The 16,341-nt window shown below is 67.7% G+C and carries 14 protein-coding genes; 8 read left to right on the top strand and 6 right to left on the bottom strand.

Going from position 1 to position 16,341, the window contains the following annotated elements; translation table 11 throughout:
• Positions 1-22: 22 nt before the first annotated feature.
• From OHS03_RS11450 to OHS03_RS11430, 5 genes are all read left to right on the top strand, one after another.
• Positions 23-2,380, top strand: a complete 2,358-nt coding sequence (locus tag OHS03_RS11450) for a glycoside hydrolase family 65 protein (RefSeq protein ID WP_328662711.1) — start codon at positions 23-25, stop codon at positions 2,378-2,380.
• Entirely contained in the window at positions 2,377-3,135 is a 759-nt protein-coding gene (locus tag OHS03_RS11445; RefSeq protein ID WP_328662710.1) for an HAD family hydrolase, read from the top strand. Before OHS03_RS11450 ends, OHS03_RS11445 begins: the two co-directional genes overlap by 4 nt.
• A 135-nt stretch (positions 3,136-3,270) precedes the next feature.
• Positions 3,271-4,497: a hypothetical protein gene (locus tag OHS03_RS11440; protein WP_328662709.1), complete on the top strand. Its 1,227-nt coding sequence runs from the start codon at positions 3,271-3,273 to the stop codon at positions 4,495-4,497.
• Positions 4,498-4,640: 143 nt separating this feature from the next.
• The gene (locus OHS03_RS11435) at positions 4,641-5,717 is read left to right on the top strand and encodes a metallophosphoesterase (RefSeq protein WP_328662708.1); all 1,077 of its coding nucleotides are present in this window, start codon (positions 4,641-4,643) and stop codon (positions 5,715-5,717) included.
• A 38-nt stretch (positions 5,718-5,755) separates the two neighbouring features.
• Positions 5,756-6,373 carry a class I SAM-dependent methyltransferase gene (locus tag OHS03_RS11430; RefSeq protein WP_328662707.1) on the top strand — a complete coding sequence of 206 codons (618 nt, stop codon included), beginning with the start codon at positions 5,756-5,758 and terminating at the stop codon, positions 6,371-6,373.
• An 18-nt stretch (positions 6,374-6,391) separates the two neighbouring features.
• Here OHS03_RS11430 and OHS03_RS11425 read toward each other — a convergent pair whose 3' ends face one another.
• The 3 genes from OHS03_RS11425 to OHS03_RS11415 all read right to left on the bottom strand — a co-directional run bounded on the left by OHS03_RS11425 (position 6,392) and on the right by OHS03_RS11415 (position 9,472).
• Positions 6,392-7,330, bottom strand: a complete 939-nt coding sequence (locus OHS03_RS11425) for a sigma-70 family RNA polymerase sigma factor (protein WP_328662706.1) — start codon at positions 7,328-7,330, stop codon at positions 6,392-6,394.
• A 10-nt stretch (positions 7,331-7,340) separates the two neighbouring features.
• Positions 7,341-8,525, bottom strand: a complete 1,185-nt coding sequence (locus OHS03_RS11420; RefSeq protein WP_328662705.1) for an NAD(P)/FAD-dependent oxidoreductase — start codon at positions 8,523-8,525, stop codon at positions 7,341-7,343.
• Positions 8,526-8,662: 137 nt separating this feature from the next.
• On the bottom strand, positions 8,663-9,472 hold the full coding sequence (locus tag OHS03_RS11415) for an alpha/beta fold hydrolase (protein WP_328662704.1): 810 nt from the start codon (positions 9,470-9,472) through the stop codon (positions 8,663-8,665).
• A 255-nt stretch (positions 9,473-9,727) separates the two neighbouring features.
• Between OHS03_RS11415 and OHS03_RS11410 the strand changes: the two genes are divergently transcribed.
• On the top strand, positions 9,728-10,450 hold the full coding sequence (locus OHS03_RS11410) for a GbsR/MarR family transcriptional regulator (protein WP_328662703.1): 723 nt from the start codon (positions 9,728-9,730) through the stop codon (positions 10,448-10,450).
• 78 nt (positions 10,451-10,528) lie between these two features.
• Here OHS03_RS11410 and OHS03_RS11405 read toward each other — a convergent pair whose 3' ends face one another.
• Positions 10,529-11,485 carry an endonuclease/exonuclease/phosphatase family protein gene (locus OHS03_RS11405; protein WP_328662702.1) on the bottom strand — a complete coding sequence of 319 codons (957 nt, stop codon included), beginning with the start codon at positions 11,483-11,485 and terminating at the stop codon, positions 10,529-10,531.
• Between the two features lie 179 nt (positions 11,486-11,664).
• On the opposite strand from OHS03_RS11405, the gene OHS03_RS11400 reads away from it, so the two are divergent.
• Both OHS03_RS11400 and OHS03_RS11395 read left to right on the top strand, forming a co-directional pair.
• Entirely contained in the window at positions 11,665-13,026 is a 1,362-nt protein-coding gene (locus OHS03_RS11400) for a M20/M25/M40 family metallo-hydrolase (RefSeq protein ID WP_328662701.1), read from the top strand.
• A gap of 21 nt (positions 13,027-13,047) precedes the next feature.
• The gene (locus OHS03_RS11395; RefSeq protein WP_328662700.1) at positions 13,048-13,575 is read left to right on the top strand and encodes a YbhB/YbcL family Raf kinase inhibitor-like protein; all 528 of its coding nucleotides are present in this window, start codon (positions 13,048-13,050) and stop codon (positions 13,573-13,575) included.
• 54 nt (positions 13,576-13,629) lie between these two features.
• On the opposite strand, the gene OHS03_RS11390 is transcribed toward OHS03_RS11395, so the two are convergent.
• Together OHS03_RS11390 and OHS03_RS11385 are read right to left on the bottom strand one after the other, a co-directional pair.
• Positions 13,630-15,453 carry an AMP-dependent synthetase/ligase gene (locus OHS03_RS11390; protein ID WP_328662699.1) on the bottom strand — a complete coding sequence of 608 codons (1,824 nt, stop codon included), beginning with the start codon at positions 15,451-15,453 and terminating at the stop codon, positions 13,630-13,632.
• A gap of 132 nt (positions 15,454-15,585) precedes the next feature.
• Positions 15,586-16,272, bottom strand: a complete 687-nt coding sequence (locus OHS03_RS11385; protein ID WP_328662698.1) for a GTP cyclohydrolase II — start codon at positions 16,270-16,272, stop codon at positions 15,586-15,588.
• Positions 16,273-16,341 lie beyond the last annotated feature (69 nt).

Raw genomic sequence — 16,341 nt, 5'->3', positions numbered from 1 at the left:
GCCCGACGAGGAAGGCAGCCCGATGTATCTTCTCGGTCCCGACGGCGCGCGGCGAGCACAGGCCCGACCCACCCCGGCGAACTGGTCGGTGGTCGAGGACGGCTGGAACCCCGCGCGCGCCAACTACTTCGAGTCGATCTTCACCGTCGGCAACGGGCGCCTCGGAACCCGAGGCTCGCTCGAGGAACGCCACACCGGAGCGTTGCCGGGCACCTTCCTCGCCGGTGTCTACGACGCTCACGACTCGCCGGTCATCGATCTGGTGAACGCGCCGGATTGGCTCGACAGCGAGGTCTTCGTCGACGGCGTGCGCCTGGACACCGAGTCGGCGCGGATCGTCGAGCACCGTCGTGAACTGGATCTGCGTCACGGAGTTCTGCACCGCGACACCGTGTTCGCGCTGACCGACGGTGCGCGGGTACGGCTGCGGACCCAACGGTTCGCCAGTACCGCCGATCGTGACCTGTGCTGTCTGCGGATCGAGGTGAGCTGTCTGGATCGGGCGGCGACGGTGACGGTGCGAACCGGTATCGATGCCAACCGACGCAACCTCGAACGGTTGCCGATCTATCGCGAACAGGCCACTTTCGGCCATGAACGCAAGTGGGACAAGTGGGCCAAGTCCACCCACCTGGTGTCGGTCGGTGCGGGATTCGCCGGTGAAGTCGGTATCGTCGAGAGCCGCACCATCGACAGCGGGGTGGATCTGGCCTATGCCTTCACCTGCTCGGCAACCGGTCGACGGCGCCGGCAGCGTTGCCGACACGACGCCATCGAGATGGAATGGGAATTCGACACCGGCGCGGGCGAATCCGCGCGGGTCGACAAGCTGGTCGGGATCGCCACCAGCCGCGACTACCGGGCGCTGACCCCGCCGCGGGAGCGCGCAATGGCCACCCTCGCGCGGACGAGCTCCTTCGATGCCGCCGCCGCGGCGAACCAGGCGGCGTGGGATCAGGTATGGGCCGTCGCCGATTGCGAAGTGCTCGGCAACGATCGGGTCACCCAGGCGCTGCGGTTCGCGATCTATCACCTGCTCATCGCCGCCGACCCCGACGACCCGACCGTGAGCATCGGCGCGAAAGCGCTGTCCGGCGAAGGCTATCGGGGCCATGTCTTCTGGGACACCGAGGTGATGCTGCTGCCGTTCTTCCTGTTCACCCAGCCGCGCGCCGCCCGCGCGCTGCTGGGCTACCGCCACCACACCCTGCCCGGTGCGCGGGAAGTGGCCGCCGACAACGGAACCGGGGGCGCGCGCTTCGCGTGGGAATCGGCCGATACCGGACGCGAGGAATGTCCGCAGTACACCCCCGACGGCAAGGACCGCTTCTACACCCGCGAAGAGGAACTCCACGTCACCGCCGATGTGGCCTACGCGATCATGCGCTACGCCACCGTCACCGGCGACGACGACTATCTGTTCGGTGAGGGCGCCGAGATCCTGTTCGAGACGGCCCGCTTCTGGGTGCAGCGGTGCGCCGAGGAGGGCGATCGGCTCGTGATCCGGATGGTGATGGGACCGGACGAGTTCCACTCCCACGTCGACAACAACGCGTTCACCAACAAGCTGGTGCACTGGCACCTGCAGCAGGCGACGGCGGTCTACGAGCGGATGTCGCGAGAACGGCCCGAACAGCTGGGCGAGCTCATGGCCTCGATCGGGCTCGACGAGGGTGAACCGGCGCAGTGGCTCGCCGCCGCGGACCGGCTGCGGGCACCGACCGATCCCGACTGCGGTGTCATCGAACAGTTCGACGGCTATTTCGAGCGCACGGTCGTGCCCATCGTCGAATGGGACGACAACGATATGCCGCGATACCCCCTCGGTTACGCCCCGTTCGACTGCGAGGCCACCTCACTGCTCAAACAGCCCGATGTGGTGATGCTGCTGCATATGCTGCCCGACGAATATTCGCTGGAAACCCGGCGGCTGAACTACGAGTTCTATGAGCAGCGCACGCTGCACAAGTCCTCGCTGAGCCCGTCGATCCATGCCATCGTGGGTTTGCAGGTGGGCGATTCCCGCACGGCGGAACGGTATTTCGGGCGCTCGGCGTTCGTCGACCTCGACGACAACCAGGGCAATACCGAAGAGGGAATTCACATCGCGTCGGCGGCAGGCACCTGGCAGGTCGCCACGCACGGCTTCGGGGGCTTTCGGGCCACCGCCGACGGGTTGCGTTTCGCGCCCGCGCTGCCGACATCGTGGCAACGATTACGGTTCTCGGTGCACTGGCGCGGGCGCACGGTGCGCGCCGACCTCGGGAACCGGGACGCGCGATTCGAGCTGGTCGGCGACGGTCCCGCCGCGCAGATCACCGTGTGGGGCAAGCCGGTGACACTGGCACCCGGTGTCGTGGTCGAGGTCGAGGCCTCATGACGGGCGTCTTCGACGCGCAGGCAGTGCTGTTCGATCTCGACGGCGTGCTCACCGACACCGCGGCGGTGCACCGGCGGGCGTGGTCGGCGCTGTTCACCGAGTTCTTGCCGAGGGTCGCCCCCGAAGCGGCCCCCTACACCGACGCCGACTACTTCGCATTGGTGGACGGCAAGGAGCGAGCGTCCGGGGTGCGGTCGGTGCTCGGCTCTCGTGGTGTGACGGTGCCTGACGGGACATCGGCGGATCCGCCTGAGGCCCAGACCGTGTACGGGCTGGGCAACCGCAAGAACATCTACTTCACCGAGATCATCGGCAGCGACGGCGTCGAGGTGTTCGACGGGTCGTTGCGTCTGGTCGACGCGCTCGACGCGGCCGGTATCCCGATGGCGGTGGTGTCGAGCTCGCGCAACGCGGTGTTGGTGTTGGGGACCGCGGGTCTGCTGGACAGGTTCGCGGTGGTCGTCGACGGTGTCGTCGCCCAGGACGAACATCTCGCGGGCAAACCGGCGCCGGACATGTTCCGCACGGCCGCACAGGTTTTGGGGGTGGACCCGGTGCGCACGGTGGTGATCGAGGACGCGGTGGCGGGGGTCGAGGCGGGGCGTCGGGGCGGATTCCGGGTGATCGGTGTCGACCGGGGGATCGGAGCGGCGGCGTTGCGGGCTGTGGGCGCCGACGTCGTCGTCAGCGACTTGGCGGATCTGCTCGAGGATCGGATAGATCGGCGCAGTTCAGCGGTGTCAGGGAACAGTTGAGTTACTCGACGTAAACTGAACGTGTGTCCAAATTGGGCAAGTGTTCATGTGAACGGGGATGTTTCGGAAACCAGGCGGCAATAGGTTCGGATCGCACGATTCACCCTGTCGCCCTTTGGTCGGAGATCACCGTTCATGCGAATACCCCTGCGCCACCGCGCCACGCCCTGCGTTGGTTCACTCACCGCACTGGCCCTCGTGACGGGCATGCTGCTCGCACCCGGCACCGCACAGGCAGACGTTTCCCAGACGCTGGCCGCGACGCCGATCACTGACGGTGCGACCCTGTGCGTCAGCGGCGCACCGACTTTCGACGATGTGGTGACCGCCGCGGCATCGGTGCTGCGCGGCACCGTCGGGCCCGCGCAGTTGCTCGCCTACGACCAGCAGGTCGCCGATTTCCGGGCCGGGATCGCCGCGCTGCGGGTGCACCGCGACGGGCTGCCCATGCGTCCCGAGCAGGTCGGCACGCGGCCCGCCGAACTCGACGATCCGATCGTCACCTACCTGGTGAACGGCCTGGACGCGGTGCGCACCGGGCGCATCGACGAGACGATGTCGGTCTCGCAGTTGACCGTCAACGACGCCATCGAGGTATTCATCCTGGCGACCGGCATCGTCAAGATCCCGGCCAAACTCGTCGCGGGCATGGTGCCCACCGTCGGGATATTCCTCAAGCCGGTGGTCGGGGCGATGTTCACCGGGACCAAGGCGCTGGCGCGCGCGGTGCAGGACTCGATCGACGCGGGCTGTGTGGCGCCGAATGTGTACCCGCCGCTCGAACTCGGCGAACCCGTCATCGAGCCCGTGCACGTACCCCAGCCGATCGAGGACCTGGCCGCGCTGGTCATGAACGCCGACGGCACCTGCACACCCGTCGCGGAACTGACCCTGGCCACGGTCGTGGAGCGCGCACGGGCCTTCCTCGACAGTGGGGCCGTGGCTGTGGACCGCGTCGCGATGCACGAGGCCGCCGACGCGCTGCAGGAGTTCCTGGCGAGCAATCGAGTGGCCAAGGTGATGCTGATGCGTCGCGCCGACGACCTGGGCCCGCTGGTCGAGGCCCTGGATCTGGGTCCGCTGACCTTCCTGGCCAACCTCGGCGCCGACCTCGCCGCGGGCACGGCGCTCGACACGGTCCCGTTGGCGCAGGTCCAGGTCGAGAACGCCTTCGACCTCGCGACCCTGACCCTCGACATCACCAGCCTGCTGTTCTCGGCGGGCACCAGCGTCGCCGGGTTCGCCGGCGTCGCCGACACGGTCACCACGCCGCTGTCGATCGTGCAGAAACTGGTGTTCGCGCCGACCGACTACGGCGCGCCGATCGTGCGCGGTGTCATCCAATCGATGTGCGCGGTCTAGGCGAAGCTCCGCGTCGCCGACATGCGCACGAGGCTGACGATCGCTTCGCCGGTGCGCCCGTTAGGCTGCGGCGGCGTCACGATCATGTCACTGTGCTTCGATCAGGTCAGTTGTCCAATAGAGCCACAACCCAGAAGGTGACCATGCACGATCAGTTCTCGTCCGGAATCGGCCGTCGTGAAGTTCTGGCGGGCGCCGCCGGTGTCGTCGCGGGATTGTCGCTGGTCGGGCTCACGCCCGCGGCGGCGGTGCCCGCCGAGGTGCCCAAGTTCGCGCCCCAGGCCGGGGGCAGCGTCCGGGTGCTGGTCACCGGTGACGCGGGCACCGGCACCCGCACCCAGTGGGCGGTGGCCGACGCGGCACGAGAATTCCACGCACGCCGCCCGTTCTCGCTCGCGGTGGGTCTGGGCGACAACATCTACGACACCGGGCCCAACGGCCCCGACGACGAGCAGTTCGCCACGAAATTCGAGAATCCCAATGCGGGACTGGACTTTCCGTGGGCCATGGTGCTCGGCAACCACGACACCAGCTCGGTGTTCCCCGGCGATGGCGGCTGGTTGGCGCGTGGCAACTTCGAGGTGGCCTATCACGCAAAGTCGCCGCGCTGGTGGATGCCGAGCCGCTACTACTCGGTGCGCGTGCCCGAACAGAACCCGGTCGTGGAGTTCTTCGTGCTCGACATCAATCCCCTCGCGGCCTACATCCCGCCGTTCCTTGACCCGTACTGGGCCGTCGACGGGCCGTACATGAACGAGCAGCGCGCCTGGCTCGACACCGCGCTCGCCGAGTCCACCGCGCAATGGAAGATCGCCTGCACCCACCAGGCCTACATCAGCAACGGTCCGCACGGTGACGCGGGCAATTACGAGGGTCTGCCGGTGGAGCCGATCAACGGCGTCCACGCCAAACGCTTCTTCGAAGACCATGTGCTGGGCAAGGTGTCGTTTCTGCTCTCGGGCCACGACCACACCCTGCAGGTGCTCGAACCGACGCCGGCGACCAAGGGCACCCGCCAGATCGTGTCGGGCGCGGCGGGCAAGACCGCGGGCGGTCAGCCGGATCTGACGACCGGTGCGCACAGCGCGCTGTTCGAGACCCAGCACGAACTGGGGTTCATGGTCATGGACCTGACCGCGGACTCGGTGAACCTGACAGTGCTCACCGTCGACCCCGCCTCGGGCGCGAGCACCGAGGTCTTCCACCGACGACTCGGTTGAAGCTCGACCGCCGGTGACGGCGGGAGGATGATCGACGGATGGGCTTCTACACCGACCGGATCCTCCCGCACATCGTCGACAAAGTCTGTGGCGTCGCCCAGAACGGGCCGCTGCGCGAGCGAGCCTGCGCCGGGTTACACGGCACCGTGCTCGAAGTGGGCTTCGGGTCGGGCAACAACATCGGGTTCTATCCCGCCGCGGTGGAGCGGGTCGCCGGGGTCGAGCCCGCGCAGACAGCGTGGAACATCGGGGCCAAACGTGTTGCGGCAAGCTCGATTCCGATCGAACGCGCCGGTCTGGACGGTCAGTCGCTGCCGTTCCCCGACGCCGGCTTCGACACCGCCCTGTCCACCTTCACCCTGTGCACCATCCCCGATGTCGCGACCGCACTCGCCGAGATCCGCCGGGTGCTGCGACCTGGCGGCACCCTGCACTTCGTCGAGCACGGACTCGCGCCGGAGGAGTCGGTGCAGATCTGGCAGCACCGGCTCGACCCGATCCAGCAGAAGATCGCCGGCGGCTGTCACCTCAATCGCGACATCGTCGGCCTGATCATCGACGCGGGCTTCGAGATCACCGACCTCGACCGGTTCTACCAGCCCGGCGCCCCGAAAGCCCTGGCGGCGTTGTCCCTCGGCGTCGCGGGACGTCGCTGAGCTCGACAGGCAGGCCGATCACCACGATTCGACCAGCGGAGCGTCGTGTTCGCTCCGCGCCCACGCGTCGGTGATACGGCCCAGCCGGTGCGGTGCGGCGATGCTGCGCATGCCCGCGATCTTGTCCGCACGCATCTCCAGGATCGCGACGCCGAGGACTCGATCGCCGAGGGTGACGAGCACGGCCGGGCAGCCGTTGACCACGACGGCATGGATCGAGGGTGAGCCACCGGCGAGGCGGCGCTTGGCTTCCGTCGGTGCGAACCCGGCCCGCACCGCGCCGGCGAGGCGCTGCGGGCTCGCGTACCGGATCAGCTCGGTGGCCAGCCCCCCGACACCGTCGGAGACCCCGGTCGCGTCGTCGGTCAGTAGCGCGATCAGCCGATCGGTGCGACCCGAGGTGGCGGCGTCGACGAACGCTTCGACGACGCGGCGCGCGGCGCTGTGATCGAGGTCGGTACCGGTGCGCGCGACGGTGATTCGTCCACGGGCACGGTGGAGGTGTTGCTGACTCGCGGAGACGGTGAGGTCGAGGATCTCGGCGATCTCGGCATGCCGGTACGCGAAGGCCTCGTGCAGTACATACACCGCGCGCTCGGTCGGTGAGAGCCGTTCCATGAGCGTCAGTACCGCCAGGGTCACCGATTCGCGCTGCTCGACGGTATCGGCGGGGCCGAGCATCGGGTCACCGTCGAGCAGCGGTTCGGGCATCCAGGTGCCGACCGCGCGCTCGTGGCGCGTCTTCGCCGAACGGAGCCGGTCCAGCGCCAGGTTGGTGACGATCTTGGTCAGCCACGCCTCCGGCACCTCGACGTAGTCGCGATCGGCGGCCTGCCACCGTAGGAACGCGTCCTGGACCGTGTCCTCGGCGTCGGCGGCCGAGCCGAGCAGACGGTAGGCGATCGAGGCCAGCCGGTGACGGCTGGCCTCGAAACGCGCCACGGTGGCAGTGTCCATGAGCACGACTCTAGGTCGCGACCACGTCGTGGGGTCGATCGGTGTTCGCGCGGTACCGGCGACTCGGCATCCCGAAGGTCGGATGGCTCAGGCTCCACGGGTTGACCCCGAGGATCGCGGCTTTGAGGCGGGCGGCCGTGCGCCCACGCAGGGCCCACGACTTCGATCGCGCGTCACCGTCGACCACCTGGAAGATCCCGTCCTTGCGGCCGAGGCTGATGTGGTTGCCCACATACGACAGTGAGGTCGTCGAGATCGTGCGCCCGGTCAGGTCCCCGACGATCGTGGCCGTGGCCTGCATGCTGGTGAATCCCGCAGAAGCGCACGACATGGGCAACGGCAAACCGTTGTCGCCGATGACGAAGGCGCTGTCACCGGCGACATAGACCTCGGGGTGCGAGACCGAGCGCATCTGCCGGTCGACGGTGATCTGTCCGTTGGGCTCCACCGCCAGACCGCTGGCCACGGCGATCGGCTGCACGGCGAAACCGGCGGCCCACACCGTCGCATCAGCGGCGAAAACGGTGCCGTCGGCGGCCACGGCGCCCGCGGTCTCGACCCGCTCGATGGTGGTGTACTCGTCGACCGTGATGCCGAGCCGGTCGAAGGCAGCGAGCAGGTGGCCGCGGGCCTTGTCGCCCAGCCAACCACCGAGCTCACCGCGGGTGACGAGACCGACCGCCAGCTCAGGATGGGATTCGGCGATCTCGGTGGCCGCCTCGATCGCGGTCAGGTTGCCGCCGACGACCAGGACCTTCGCCTTCGCGCCCAGCTCGTCCAGGCGGGCGCGCAACCGCAGCGCCGCCGGGCGCGATGCCACATGGAAGGCATGCTCGGCCGCGCCGACGGTGCTGTGGATGTCGGCGGTACTGCCGAGCGAGTAGAGCAGGGTGTCGTATTCGAGTGTGTCGATGCCTTCGCTGTCGGTGACCGTGACAGTCCGGTGCTCGACGTCGACGCCGGTCACCCGCGCTACGTGAAGCCGGATGCCGGTGCCCGCGAACACTTCCACCAGCGGCCGCCGGGGCAGATCCTGCCCGGCGGCGAGCTGATGATTGCGCAACCGCTCGGCGAAATCGGGGTCGGCGTTGACGACGGTGATCTCGAAGTCGTCGGAATGGAGTCGGCGGGCCAGTAGTCCGGCGGAGAAGGCCCCGGCGTAACCGGCCCCGAGGACGACGATGCGGTGCTTCATGAGTGGCTCCTGTCTGGTTCGCGTGGTTTCTGAACGGGACAGCCGCCGAAATCCTGACAGCATCAACCTGTGATGTGGGTCACATCAGATCAGCGGACATGGTGGTTCGCTCCTCGGGATCTGAGTCAGGGGGTCGACTAGGTGATGGTCTCGATCTCACGGACCGCGTCGGCGATGGCGCGGAAGTCCTTGCGCAGGATCGCACCGTGGTTGCTGGCGACCTTGGCGCTGATACGAATGTTGGGGTTGCGGTCGAGCACCGCGTCGAGGCCGGCGCGGATCTTCTCCTGCTCGCCGCCACGGCTGCCGAACGAGGTTCCCGAAGCGACCACGTAGCGCACCGGGGCGGTGGTGGCATCGAGTACCGGGCTCAGTGCGGCGACGCTGGAGAGCTTGCCGAGTTCGATATTGCTGTCGGCCTGCTGCTGCGCGGTCAACCGGGGTGCGAGGCCGGTCGGGCGAGCCAACGGCAGCACCCAGCTCAACCGCTTGAACAGCGTGCGAATCCGCAGCTCCATGGCCTCGTCGAGCCAGTCGTAGGGGAACGCGCCGTCGACGAGGACCGCGCCGCGCGTGCTGTCGGGATGACGGCTGGCCCAGTGCGCCCCGAGGTAGGCGCCGTAGGACCAGCCGACCAGGATCGGCTTCTCGGTGATCCCCCTGGCCGCGAGGACGGCGTCGATGTCACGCACGCAGGTGTCGAAGGAGTAGTCGGCCGACTTCTTCGACTTGCCGCGGGCCCGCTCGTCGAAGGTGATGTGACGGTAGCCGGGGCCGAGGTCGGCGATGACCCGACGCCAGTAGCCCTGGGTGGCGAACTGGCCGTTGAGGTAGACGACCGGGGTGCCGGTGCCGCCGGTGTCGGTGAGGGCCAGTTCGGTGTCGTCGATCGGCACCATCCCGGTCCAGGGGGCGGTGGCGGCGCTGGTGGGGTTCGAGGAAGTCATTGCCATGTCCTTGCGTTGCGGCGTTCGGGATTTACTGATGACTAAACGGTAAATTGCGTTCACTGATCTGTCAACAGTAAATAGCGTTGAAAATGCCTGTTAGGGATGAGTGTATCGGAACAAGTGCAATGATCATGGGCGTGAATGCAATGAGCATACTGCGTTGCTCTTTGCAATGAACTGAGGATGAATGCATACTGTGCGTGGTGCGGGCCACCCGCTACGTACCGGTCGACAGAGAGGTGACCAGCAGCGATGCCCGGAGGCAGACTCACCGACGCGGACCGTCAGCGCATCGCCGCGGGACTCGCGCAAGGACTCGGCTACGCCGAGATCGGGCGGAAGCTGGAACGCCCCGCCTCGACGATCATGCGCGAGGTCACCCGCAACGGCGGCCCCGGCGACTACCGCGCCGAACGCGCGCAGGCAGCCACCCAACAGCGCGCACGCCGCCACAAGCAGACCCAGCCCGCCACGCCACCGATTCCCGACGCCGGCTACGGGCGCGACCCCCGCGCGGTCGCCGACTTCACCGAATCGTTCACCGCTCTGCTCATCGAACAGGGTCTGCCCCGGATGGAAGCCAGAGTGCTCGCCTGCCTGCAGATCACCGACTCCGGGGCGCTCACGGCCGCCGAGTTGGTCGCGCGACTACGCGTGAGCCCCGCCTCGATCTCGAACGCGGTCGCCTTCCTCGAACAGCAGGGCATGCTGCGACGAGAGCTGGTCCCCGGCGAACGGCGCGAACGGTACCTCGTCGACGACGACATCTGGCTGCGCAACCTCGTCGCCTCGGTTCAGATGCAGAATTCGTTGTCCGCCATGACCCGGCGCGGAGTCGAGATCCTCGGCCCCGACACTCCGGCGGGTGCCCGCTTCGAACAATCCGCCGAGTTCGTCGCCATCGTCGGCGCGGCACTGCGGCAGGCGATGGAACAGTGGCGAGTGCGCTTGGCCGAACGGAGCGCCGAACGATAGTGGTGACCGTCCCACCACGGTGCGCCGGGTCGTCTCCCTCGCGAGGAAAGTGCTCTGCGACAGCCGAATACCGGGTGTCTAGCGGTCAGCTGTGAGGACGATCCGGGCAACCAGCGCTCGGTGATCGGCGCCGGGAAGGGCGACCGTTTCGACGCTGGTGGCCCGCGCCTTCGCGAGCAGGAAATGGTCGATGCCCACCAGCGGTGGAATGGTCTTGTCGGTCGGGTAGGTGACCAGGTGCCCCGCACCGGCTTGGACCGCGGCGTCGGCGAAACGCCCGGATGCCATGGCGCGGAAACGGGCATGGTCATAGGTGGCGTTGAAATCGCCGCCGACGATCGCGGGGCGGTCGGTGGGGGACCGGCGCAGGATTTCGTGGAGGCGGGCGAGTTCGTCGGCCCAGACGCCGGTGTCGTAGACGGGCGGGACCGGGTGGAAGGCGTAGATCGCGACCGGTCCGATTTCGGGGACGGTGGCGGTCGCCGAGATCTGGTTGAGGACATAGCCGTCGTATTCGACGGTGTCCGACAACGGGAATCGGCTCCAGATTCCGGTGCCGCTGGCCGTCTGACCCGGAGCGAGGTAGCGGTGGGGTAGCAGCTGGTCCAAGCCGGCACCGGACAGGCTCTCGACGGCCGGGCGGGTGAGCTCGTTGACGGTGAGAATCGCGATGTCACGGGCACGCACCTGGTCGACGAGCGCGCTCGGATCAGCACCGTCGAAAAGCAGATTGGCCTGCATCGCCATGATCGGCTGCCCGTCACCACCGGTCTGGGCCACATACAGCGGTACCTGGGTCGCGATCCCCGCGCCCGCCACCACCACTGCCACCCCGGTCGCGATCCACTGCCTGGTCGCCGCGAAACCGACGACGCCGAGCACCGCACCGCCCATCAGATAGGGCGCCCCTGACGCTGCCAGGACCAGTGGTTCGGCTGGCCACCGGGTGAAATGCAAGGCCACCCCCGCGGCAGCGGCCAGCGTCGCCGCCGCTGCCACCAGGCGGACACCGCCCCGAACAATCTGCGCTCTCACCGCGCCAGCCAAGCACGCGACGGGGACGCAGGCGAATTCGTCCTCCACTGGCGGCGGCCGCGAAGGCGGATCCGGCGGAGTTCTGCTCACCCCGAGTCTGTGGCAGCGAGCAGCGGCGCAAGCGTTGCGAGCAGGGCAGGTGGCGCGAGGGGTGCGCGAATGGTGGTAGGAAAGGGGGCGTGTCGGCATCTGGCGAGAATTCTGGTTCGAACGGGCGGTCCCGCGCGGAGGACGAGGTGGTGGAGCTGGTCAGCAAGCTGATCCAGTTCGACACCTCCAACACCGGCGAGCTGTCCACCACCAAAGGTGAGAAGGAGTGCGCCGAGTGGGTGGCGCGACAATTGCACGAGGTCGGCTACGAGACCGAATACGTCGAGTCGGGTGCGCCCGGACGCGGAAACGTGTTCGCACGGTTGAAGGGCGCCGATTCCAGTCGCGGTGCGCTGATGATCCACGGGCACCTCGACGTGGTGCCGGCCGAGGCCGCCGATTGGAGCGTGCACCCGTTCTCGGGTGCGGTGCGCGACGGTTACGTGTGGGGGCGCGGCGCGATCGATATGAAGGACATGGTCGGGATGACGCTCGCCCTGGCCCGCCAGTTCAAAGCCGAAGGCACGGTCCCGCCACGGGATCTGGTGTTCGCGTTCCTGGCCGACGAGGAGAACGGCGGCAAATGGGGCTCGCAATGGCTGGCCGACAACCGGCCCGATCTGTTCGACGGTGTCACCGAGGCGGTCGGTGAGGTCGGCGGGTTCTCCCTGACCGTGCCACGCCCCGACGGCACCGAACGCAGGCTCTACCTGGTCGAGACCGCGGAGAAGGGCCTTGGCTGGATGCGGTTGCGCGCCAAGGCCCGCGCCGGACACGGATCGTTCCTGCACGAGGACAACGCCGTCACCATCCTCGCCGAAGCGGTCGCGCGCCTGGGCCGCCACACCTTCCCGGTGGTGCTCTCGGATTCGGTGGCCGAATTCCTCGCCGCGGTGAGCGAGGAGAGCGGGCTGGCATTCGACCCGCACGGACCCGATATCGAAGGCCAGCTCGCCAAGCTGGGCACCATCTCGCGCATCATCGGCGCCACCTTGCGCGACACCGCGAATCCGACGATGCTGCAGGCCGGATACAAGGCCAACGTCATCCCACAGACTGCCGAAGCCGTGATCGACTGCCGGGTGGTCCCGGGACGGCAGGCCGCGTTCGAACGCGAGGTCGACGAGCTGATCGGCCCCGACGTGGAGCGGGAATGGATCACCAAGCTCGACTCCTATGAGACCACCTTCGACGGCCACCTCGTCGACGCCATGAACGACGCGGTGCTGGCCCACGACGCCAACGGGCGCACCGTGCCCTACATGCTCTCCGGCGGCACCGACGCGAAAGCGTTCGCGCGCTTGGGAATCCGCTGCTTCGGTTTCGCGCCGCTGCAGCTGCCGCCCGAGCTGGACTTCACTGCCCTGTTCCACGGGGTGGACGAGCGGGTTCCGGTGCAATCACTGGAATTCGGCACCCGGGTGCTGGAACACTTCCTTCTGCACAGCTGACCTCGACTGGAAAGGTCCTTCATGAGCTACAACCCGTATGACGCGCTGCCGACGGTGCCGTCGTTCACCGTCACTTCGGCCGACATCACCGATGGTCAGCCGTTGGCCAACGATCAGGTGTCGGGGGTGTTCGGCGCCGGCGGCAAAGACATCTCGCCGCAGCTGAGCTGGTCGGGATTCCCCGAGGGCACCCAGAGTTTCGCGGTGACGGTGTACGACCCCGACGCACCGACCGCGTCCGGGTTCTGGCACTGGGCCGTGGCCGATATTCCGGCGTCGGTCACCACCCTCGATGCCGGCGCGGGCAGCGAAGGTGGGAACTTGCCCGCCGGTGCGGTGAGCTTGCGCAACGACGGTGGTTTTCCCGGCTTCGTCGGCGCGGCGCCGCCGAAAGGCCATGGCCCGCACCGGTATTTCGTGGTCGTACACGCCGTCGACGTCCCCGCACTCGAGGTCGGAACCGACGCGTCGCCCGCCTACCTCGGGTTCAACCTGTTCTCCCACACCCTGGGCAGAGCCACCCTGATCGGTACCTACGAACAGAACTGACAACAGACAACAGCGGTGGCCCTGAGACTTCCAGGGCCACCGCTGTTGTCGTCACTACTTCACGTTGACGACATGCTCGGGCGGGGTCGCGGCGTAGAGCTGGGTGATGGTCTCGGCGTACTTGTTCGAGATCGGGGTGCGCTTGAGCGACATCTTCGGAGTCAGCTCGTCACCGCCGGGCTCCCACAGGTTCTCCACGATCACGAAACGCTTGATCTGCTCCACCCGGGAGAGCTTGCGGTTGCCCGCGAGCACCGCTTCTTTGACCTCGTCGACGATCTCCTTGCGCCGGGCCAGCTCCGCGTGGGTGGCGTCGGTGGCGCCGAAGTCCTTGGCGCGCAATGCCGCGACATCGGGATCGAGCATGATCAGGGCGGTGATGTAGGCGCGGGCCTCGCCGATCGCGACGGCCTGGCCGATCATCGACGAGGCCGCCTTCATGGCGTTCTCGATATTGGAGGGGGCGATGTTCTTGCCCGCTTCACTGATGATGAGTTCTTTCTTGCGATCGACGATGCGCAGATAGCCGTCGGCGTCGAGGGTGCCGATGTCGCCGGTGTGCAGCCAGCCCGCGTCGTCGATCGCCTCGGCGGTCTTGTCGGGCATGTTGCGGTAGCCGGGAGTGATGATCGGGCCACGGATGAGGACCTCGCCGTCGGCGTCCAGACGCAGCTCCACACCGTCCATGACGCGTCCGACCGAGCCGGGGCGCGGCTTGTCGATCTCGGTGAAGGTGCCCACGCCCGCGGTCTCGGACATCCCCCACACCTCGCTCACGGCGAAGCCGAGGCCGAGGAAGTATTCGAGGGTCTCCGGCGGCACCGGCGCGGCACCGGACGCGGCGACCTTCAGCTCGGCGAATCCGAGTGCCTCGCGCAGCTTGGACAGCACCAGCGCGTCCGCGATCTTGTGCTGTACCCCGAGCAGCAGTGAGCTCTCACCGGCCAGCTTGGCCTTGGCCTGCGCGACACCGACACCGATCGACCAGTTCGCGAGCGCCTTCTTGACGGGGCTCGGCTCGACCGCGAGTTTGTTCTCGATACCGGCCTTGATCTTCTGCCACACCCGCGGCACGCCGAAGAACACCGTCGGGCGGACATCGGGCAGGGCGGCGGCGATCTCGCGCGGATCAGTGACAGTGGTGATCTGGATGCCGGTGAGCAGGCTCATCGCGTGCGCGGAGATGCGGTCGGCGACGTGGGCGGCGGGCAGATACGACACGGCACGGTCGTCGAAACCGACCGGCAGCGGACCCGAGACCAGGCCGACGACCTGGGCGATCACATTGCTCTGGGTGAGCTCGACACCCTTGGACGGGCCGGTGGTGCCGGAGGTGTAGATCAGGGTGGCCAAATCGCCGGACTGCACCGCCTGCCAGGCCGCGTCGAAATCGAAGTCCGGTTCGGGATCGGATTCGAGCTGAGCCAAGGTGACGGTGCCCTCGGCGGTGCCGTCGACCACGACCGTGTGCTCGACCGAGGTCCCCGACGCGCGCAGGGTGTCGAGGAACGCCTGCTCGGTGATGACCACCTTGTTGCCCGCATTGGCGAACACGTGCGCGATCTGGTCGGTGGAACTGGTGTTGTACACCGAGAACGGCACAGCGCCCAAGTGCAGGGCCGCGGTGTCGATCAGGTTGAACTCGGGACGGTTGGTGAGCATGATGCCGACCGTGTCGCCGCGGCGCACACCGAGCTTGGCCAACCCCGCGGCCAGTGCACGCACCCTCGTCGCATACTCGGCCCAGGTGATCTCCTGGGTGCCACCGACCGTGCGCAAGGCGATCTGGTCGGGCCGCAACGCGGCGGTTTGCTGGAAGGCGGCGGGCACGGTGTGCACCGTGACCCCGGATGCGTGCGCGAAACCGATGTCAGTCATATCCCTTGTTCCCATAGGCCGAGCTGGATACCGAGCCGATGCGAGTGAAACCATCTCGTTATCTCGAGACGAAGACGTCAGCAGTGGCGTGGCTCACTTATCGTAACCGGACATACGGGATCGTGAGGACGGTTACCGGCGAGCCCGTGGCCGCCACCACGACCGCACCTGCCCCGATCGCTCGTCGTCGGCGAGCGGATCGGCGGGGATGGTGTGCTGACGTTGGCGGCGTTTGGCCTGCAGGTATTGCCTGCCGCGCGAGGATTGCAAGGCGATGGTGAGGGCGATGGGCTCGACGGTGATTCCGGCCTCGGTCAGTGCCCGGCACTTGTCGGGGTTGTTGGTGAGCAACCGGACCCGGGTGAGGTCGAGCTCGCGCAGTGCGCGCGCGGCGGGGTCGTAGCGGCGGGTGTCGGGGTCGAGGCCGAGGCTTCGGTAACTGTCGAAGGTGTCGGCGCCGGACTGCTCGCTTTCGCGGTAGCCGCGAGCTTTCCAGATCAAGCCGGCCCCGCGACCCTCCTGCTCGAGGTAGACGAGTACACCGGCGCCCTCGGCCTGGATGCGGTCCATCGACTCGGTGAGTTCCCCGCCGCAATCGCAGTCGTCGGAACCCAAGCCCTCGCCGTAGAGGCAGCGCGAATGCACTCGAACCAGGCAGCCGTCGCTGGGTTCGCCGAAGACGAGCAGGTGTCCACCGTCGCGGGGGTCGGGGATCTCGATGACCCGGATCAGCAGTTGTGCGCCGTGGCGACCCAACCGGTGTGCGGTGTCGGCACCGGCTTGCCCGGTTCTGGCACTGCCGAACGACAGAATGGTCAACGATCCTCCGTGCGTGGACAGGCGATACCGGACAGGGGCGAGCCTCGACGGCGCGACTTTACCCCCGGA

It is taken from the genome of Nocardia salmonicida (genome assembly GCF_036142455.1).
GTDB lineage: Bacteria > Actinomycetota > Actinomycetes > Mycobacteriales > Mycobacteriaceae > Nocardia > Nocardia salmonicida.
Note: the sequence above shows the minus strand (reverse complement) of the source record. Positions and strands in the feature narration are given on the sequence as shown.

Coding starts and splice junctions, on each gene's coding strand:
- OHS03_RS11450 (WP_328662711.1), top strand. CDS start 23: ATGTATCTTCTCGGTCCCGACGGCGCGCGGCGAGCACAGGCCCGACCC.
- OHS03_RS11445 (WP_328662710.1), top strand. CDS start 2,377: ATGACGGGCGTCTTCGACGCGCAGGCAGTGCTGTTCGATCTCGACGGC.
- OHS03_RS11440 (WP_328662709.1), top strand. CDS start 3,271: ATGCGAATACCCCTGCGCCACCGCGCCACGCCCTGCGTTGGTTCACTC.
- OHS03_RS11435 (WP_328662708.1), top strand. CDS start 4,641: ATGCACGATCAGTTCTCGTCCGGAATCGGCCGTCGTGAAGTTCTGGCG.
- OHS03_RS11430 (WP_328662707.1), top strand. CDS start 5,756: ATGGGCTTCTACACCGACCGGATCCTCCCGCACATCGTCGACAAAGTC.
- OHS03_RS11425 (WP_328662706.1), bottom strand. CDS start 7,330: ATGGACACTGCCACCGTGGCGCGTTTCGAGGCCAGCCGTCACCGGCTG.
- OHS03_RS11420 (WP_328662705.1), bottom strand. CDS start 8,525: ATGAAGCACCGCATCGTCGTCCTCGGGGCCGGTTACGCCGGGGCCTTC.
- OHS03_RS11415 (WP_328662704.1), bottom strand. CDS start 9,472: ATGACTTCCTCGAACCCCACCAGCGCCGCCACCGCCCCCTGGACCGGG.
- OHS03_RS11410 (WP_328662703.1), top strand. CDS start 9,728: ATGCCCGGAGGCAGACTCACCGACGCGGACCGTCAGCGCATCGCCGCG.
- OHS03_RS11395 (WP_328662700.1), top strand. CDS start 13,048: ATGAGCTACAACCCGTATGACGCGCTGCCGACGGTGCCGTCGTTCACC.
- OHS03_RS11390 (WP_328662699.1), bottom strand. CDS start 15,453: ATGACTGACATCGGTTTCGCGCACGCATCCGGGGTCACGGTGCACACC.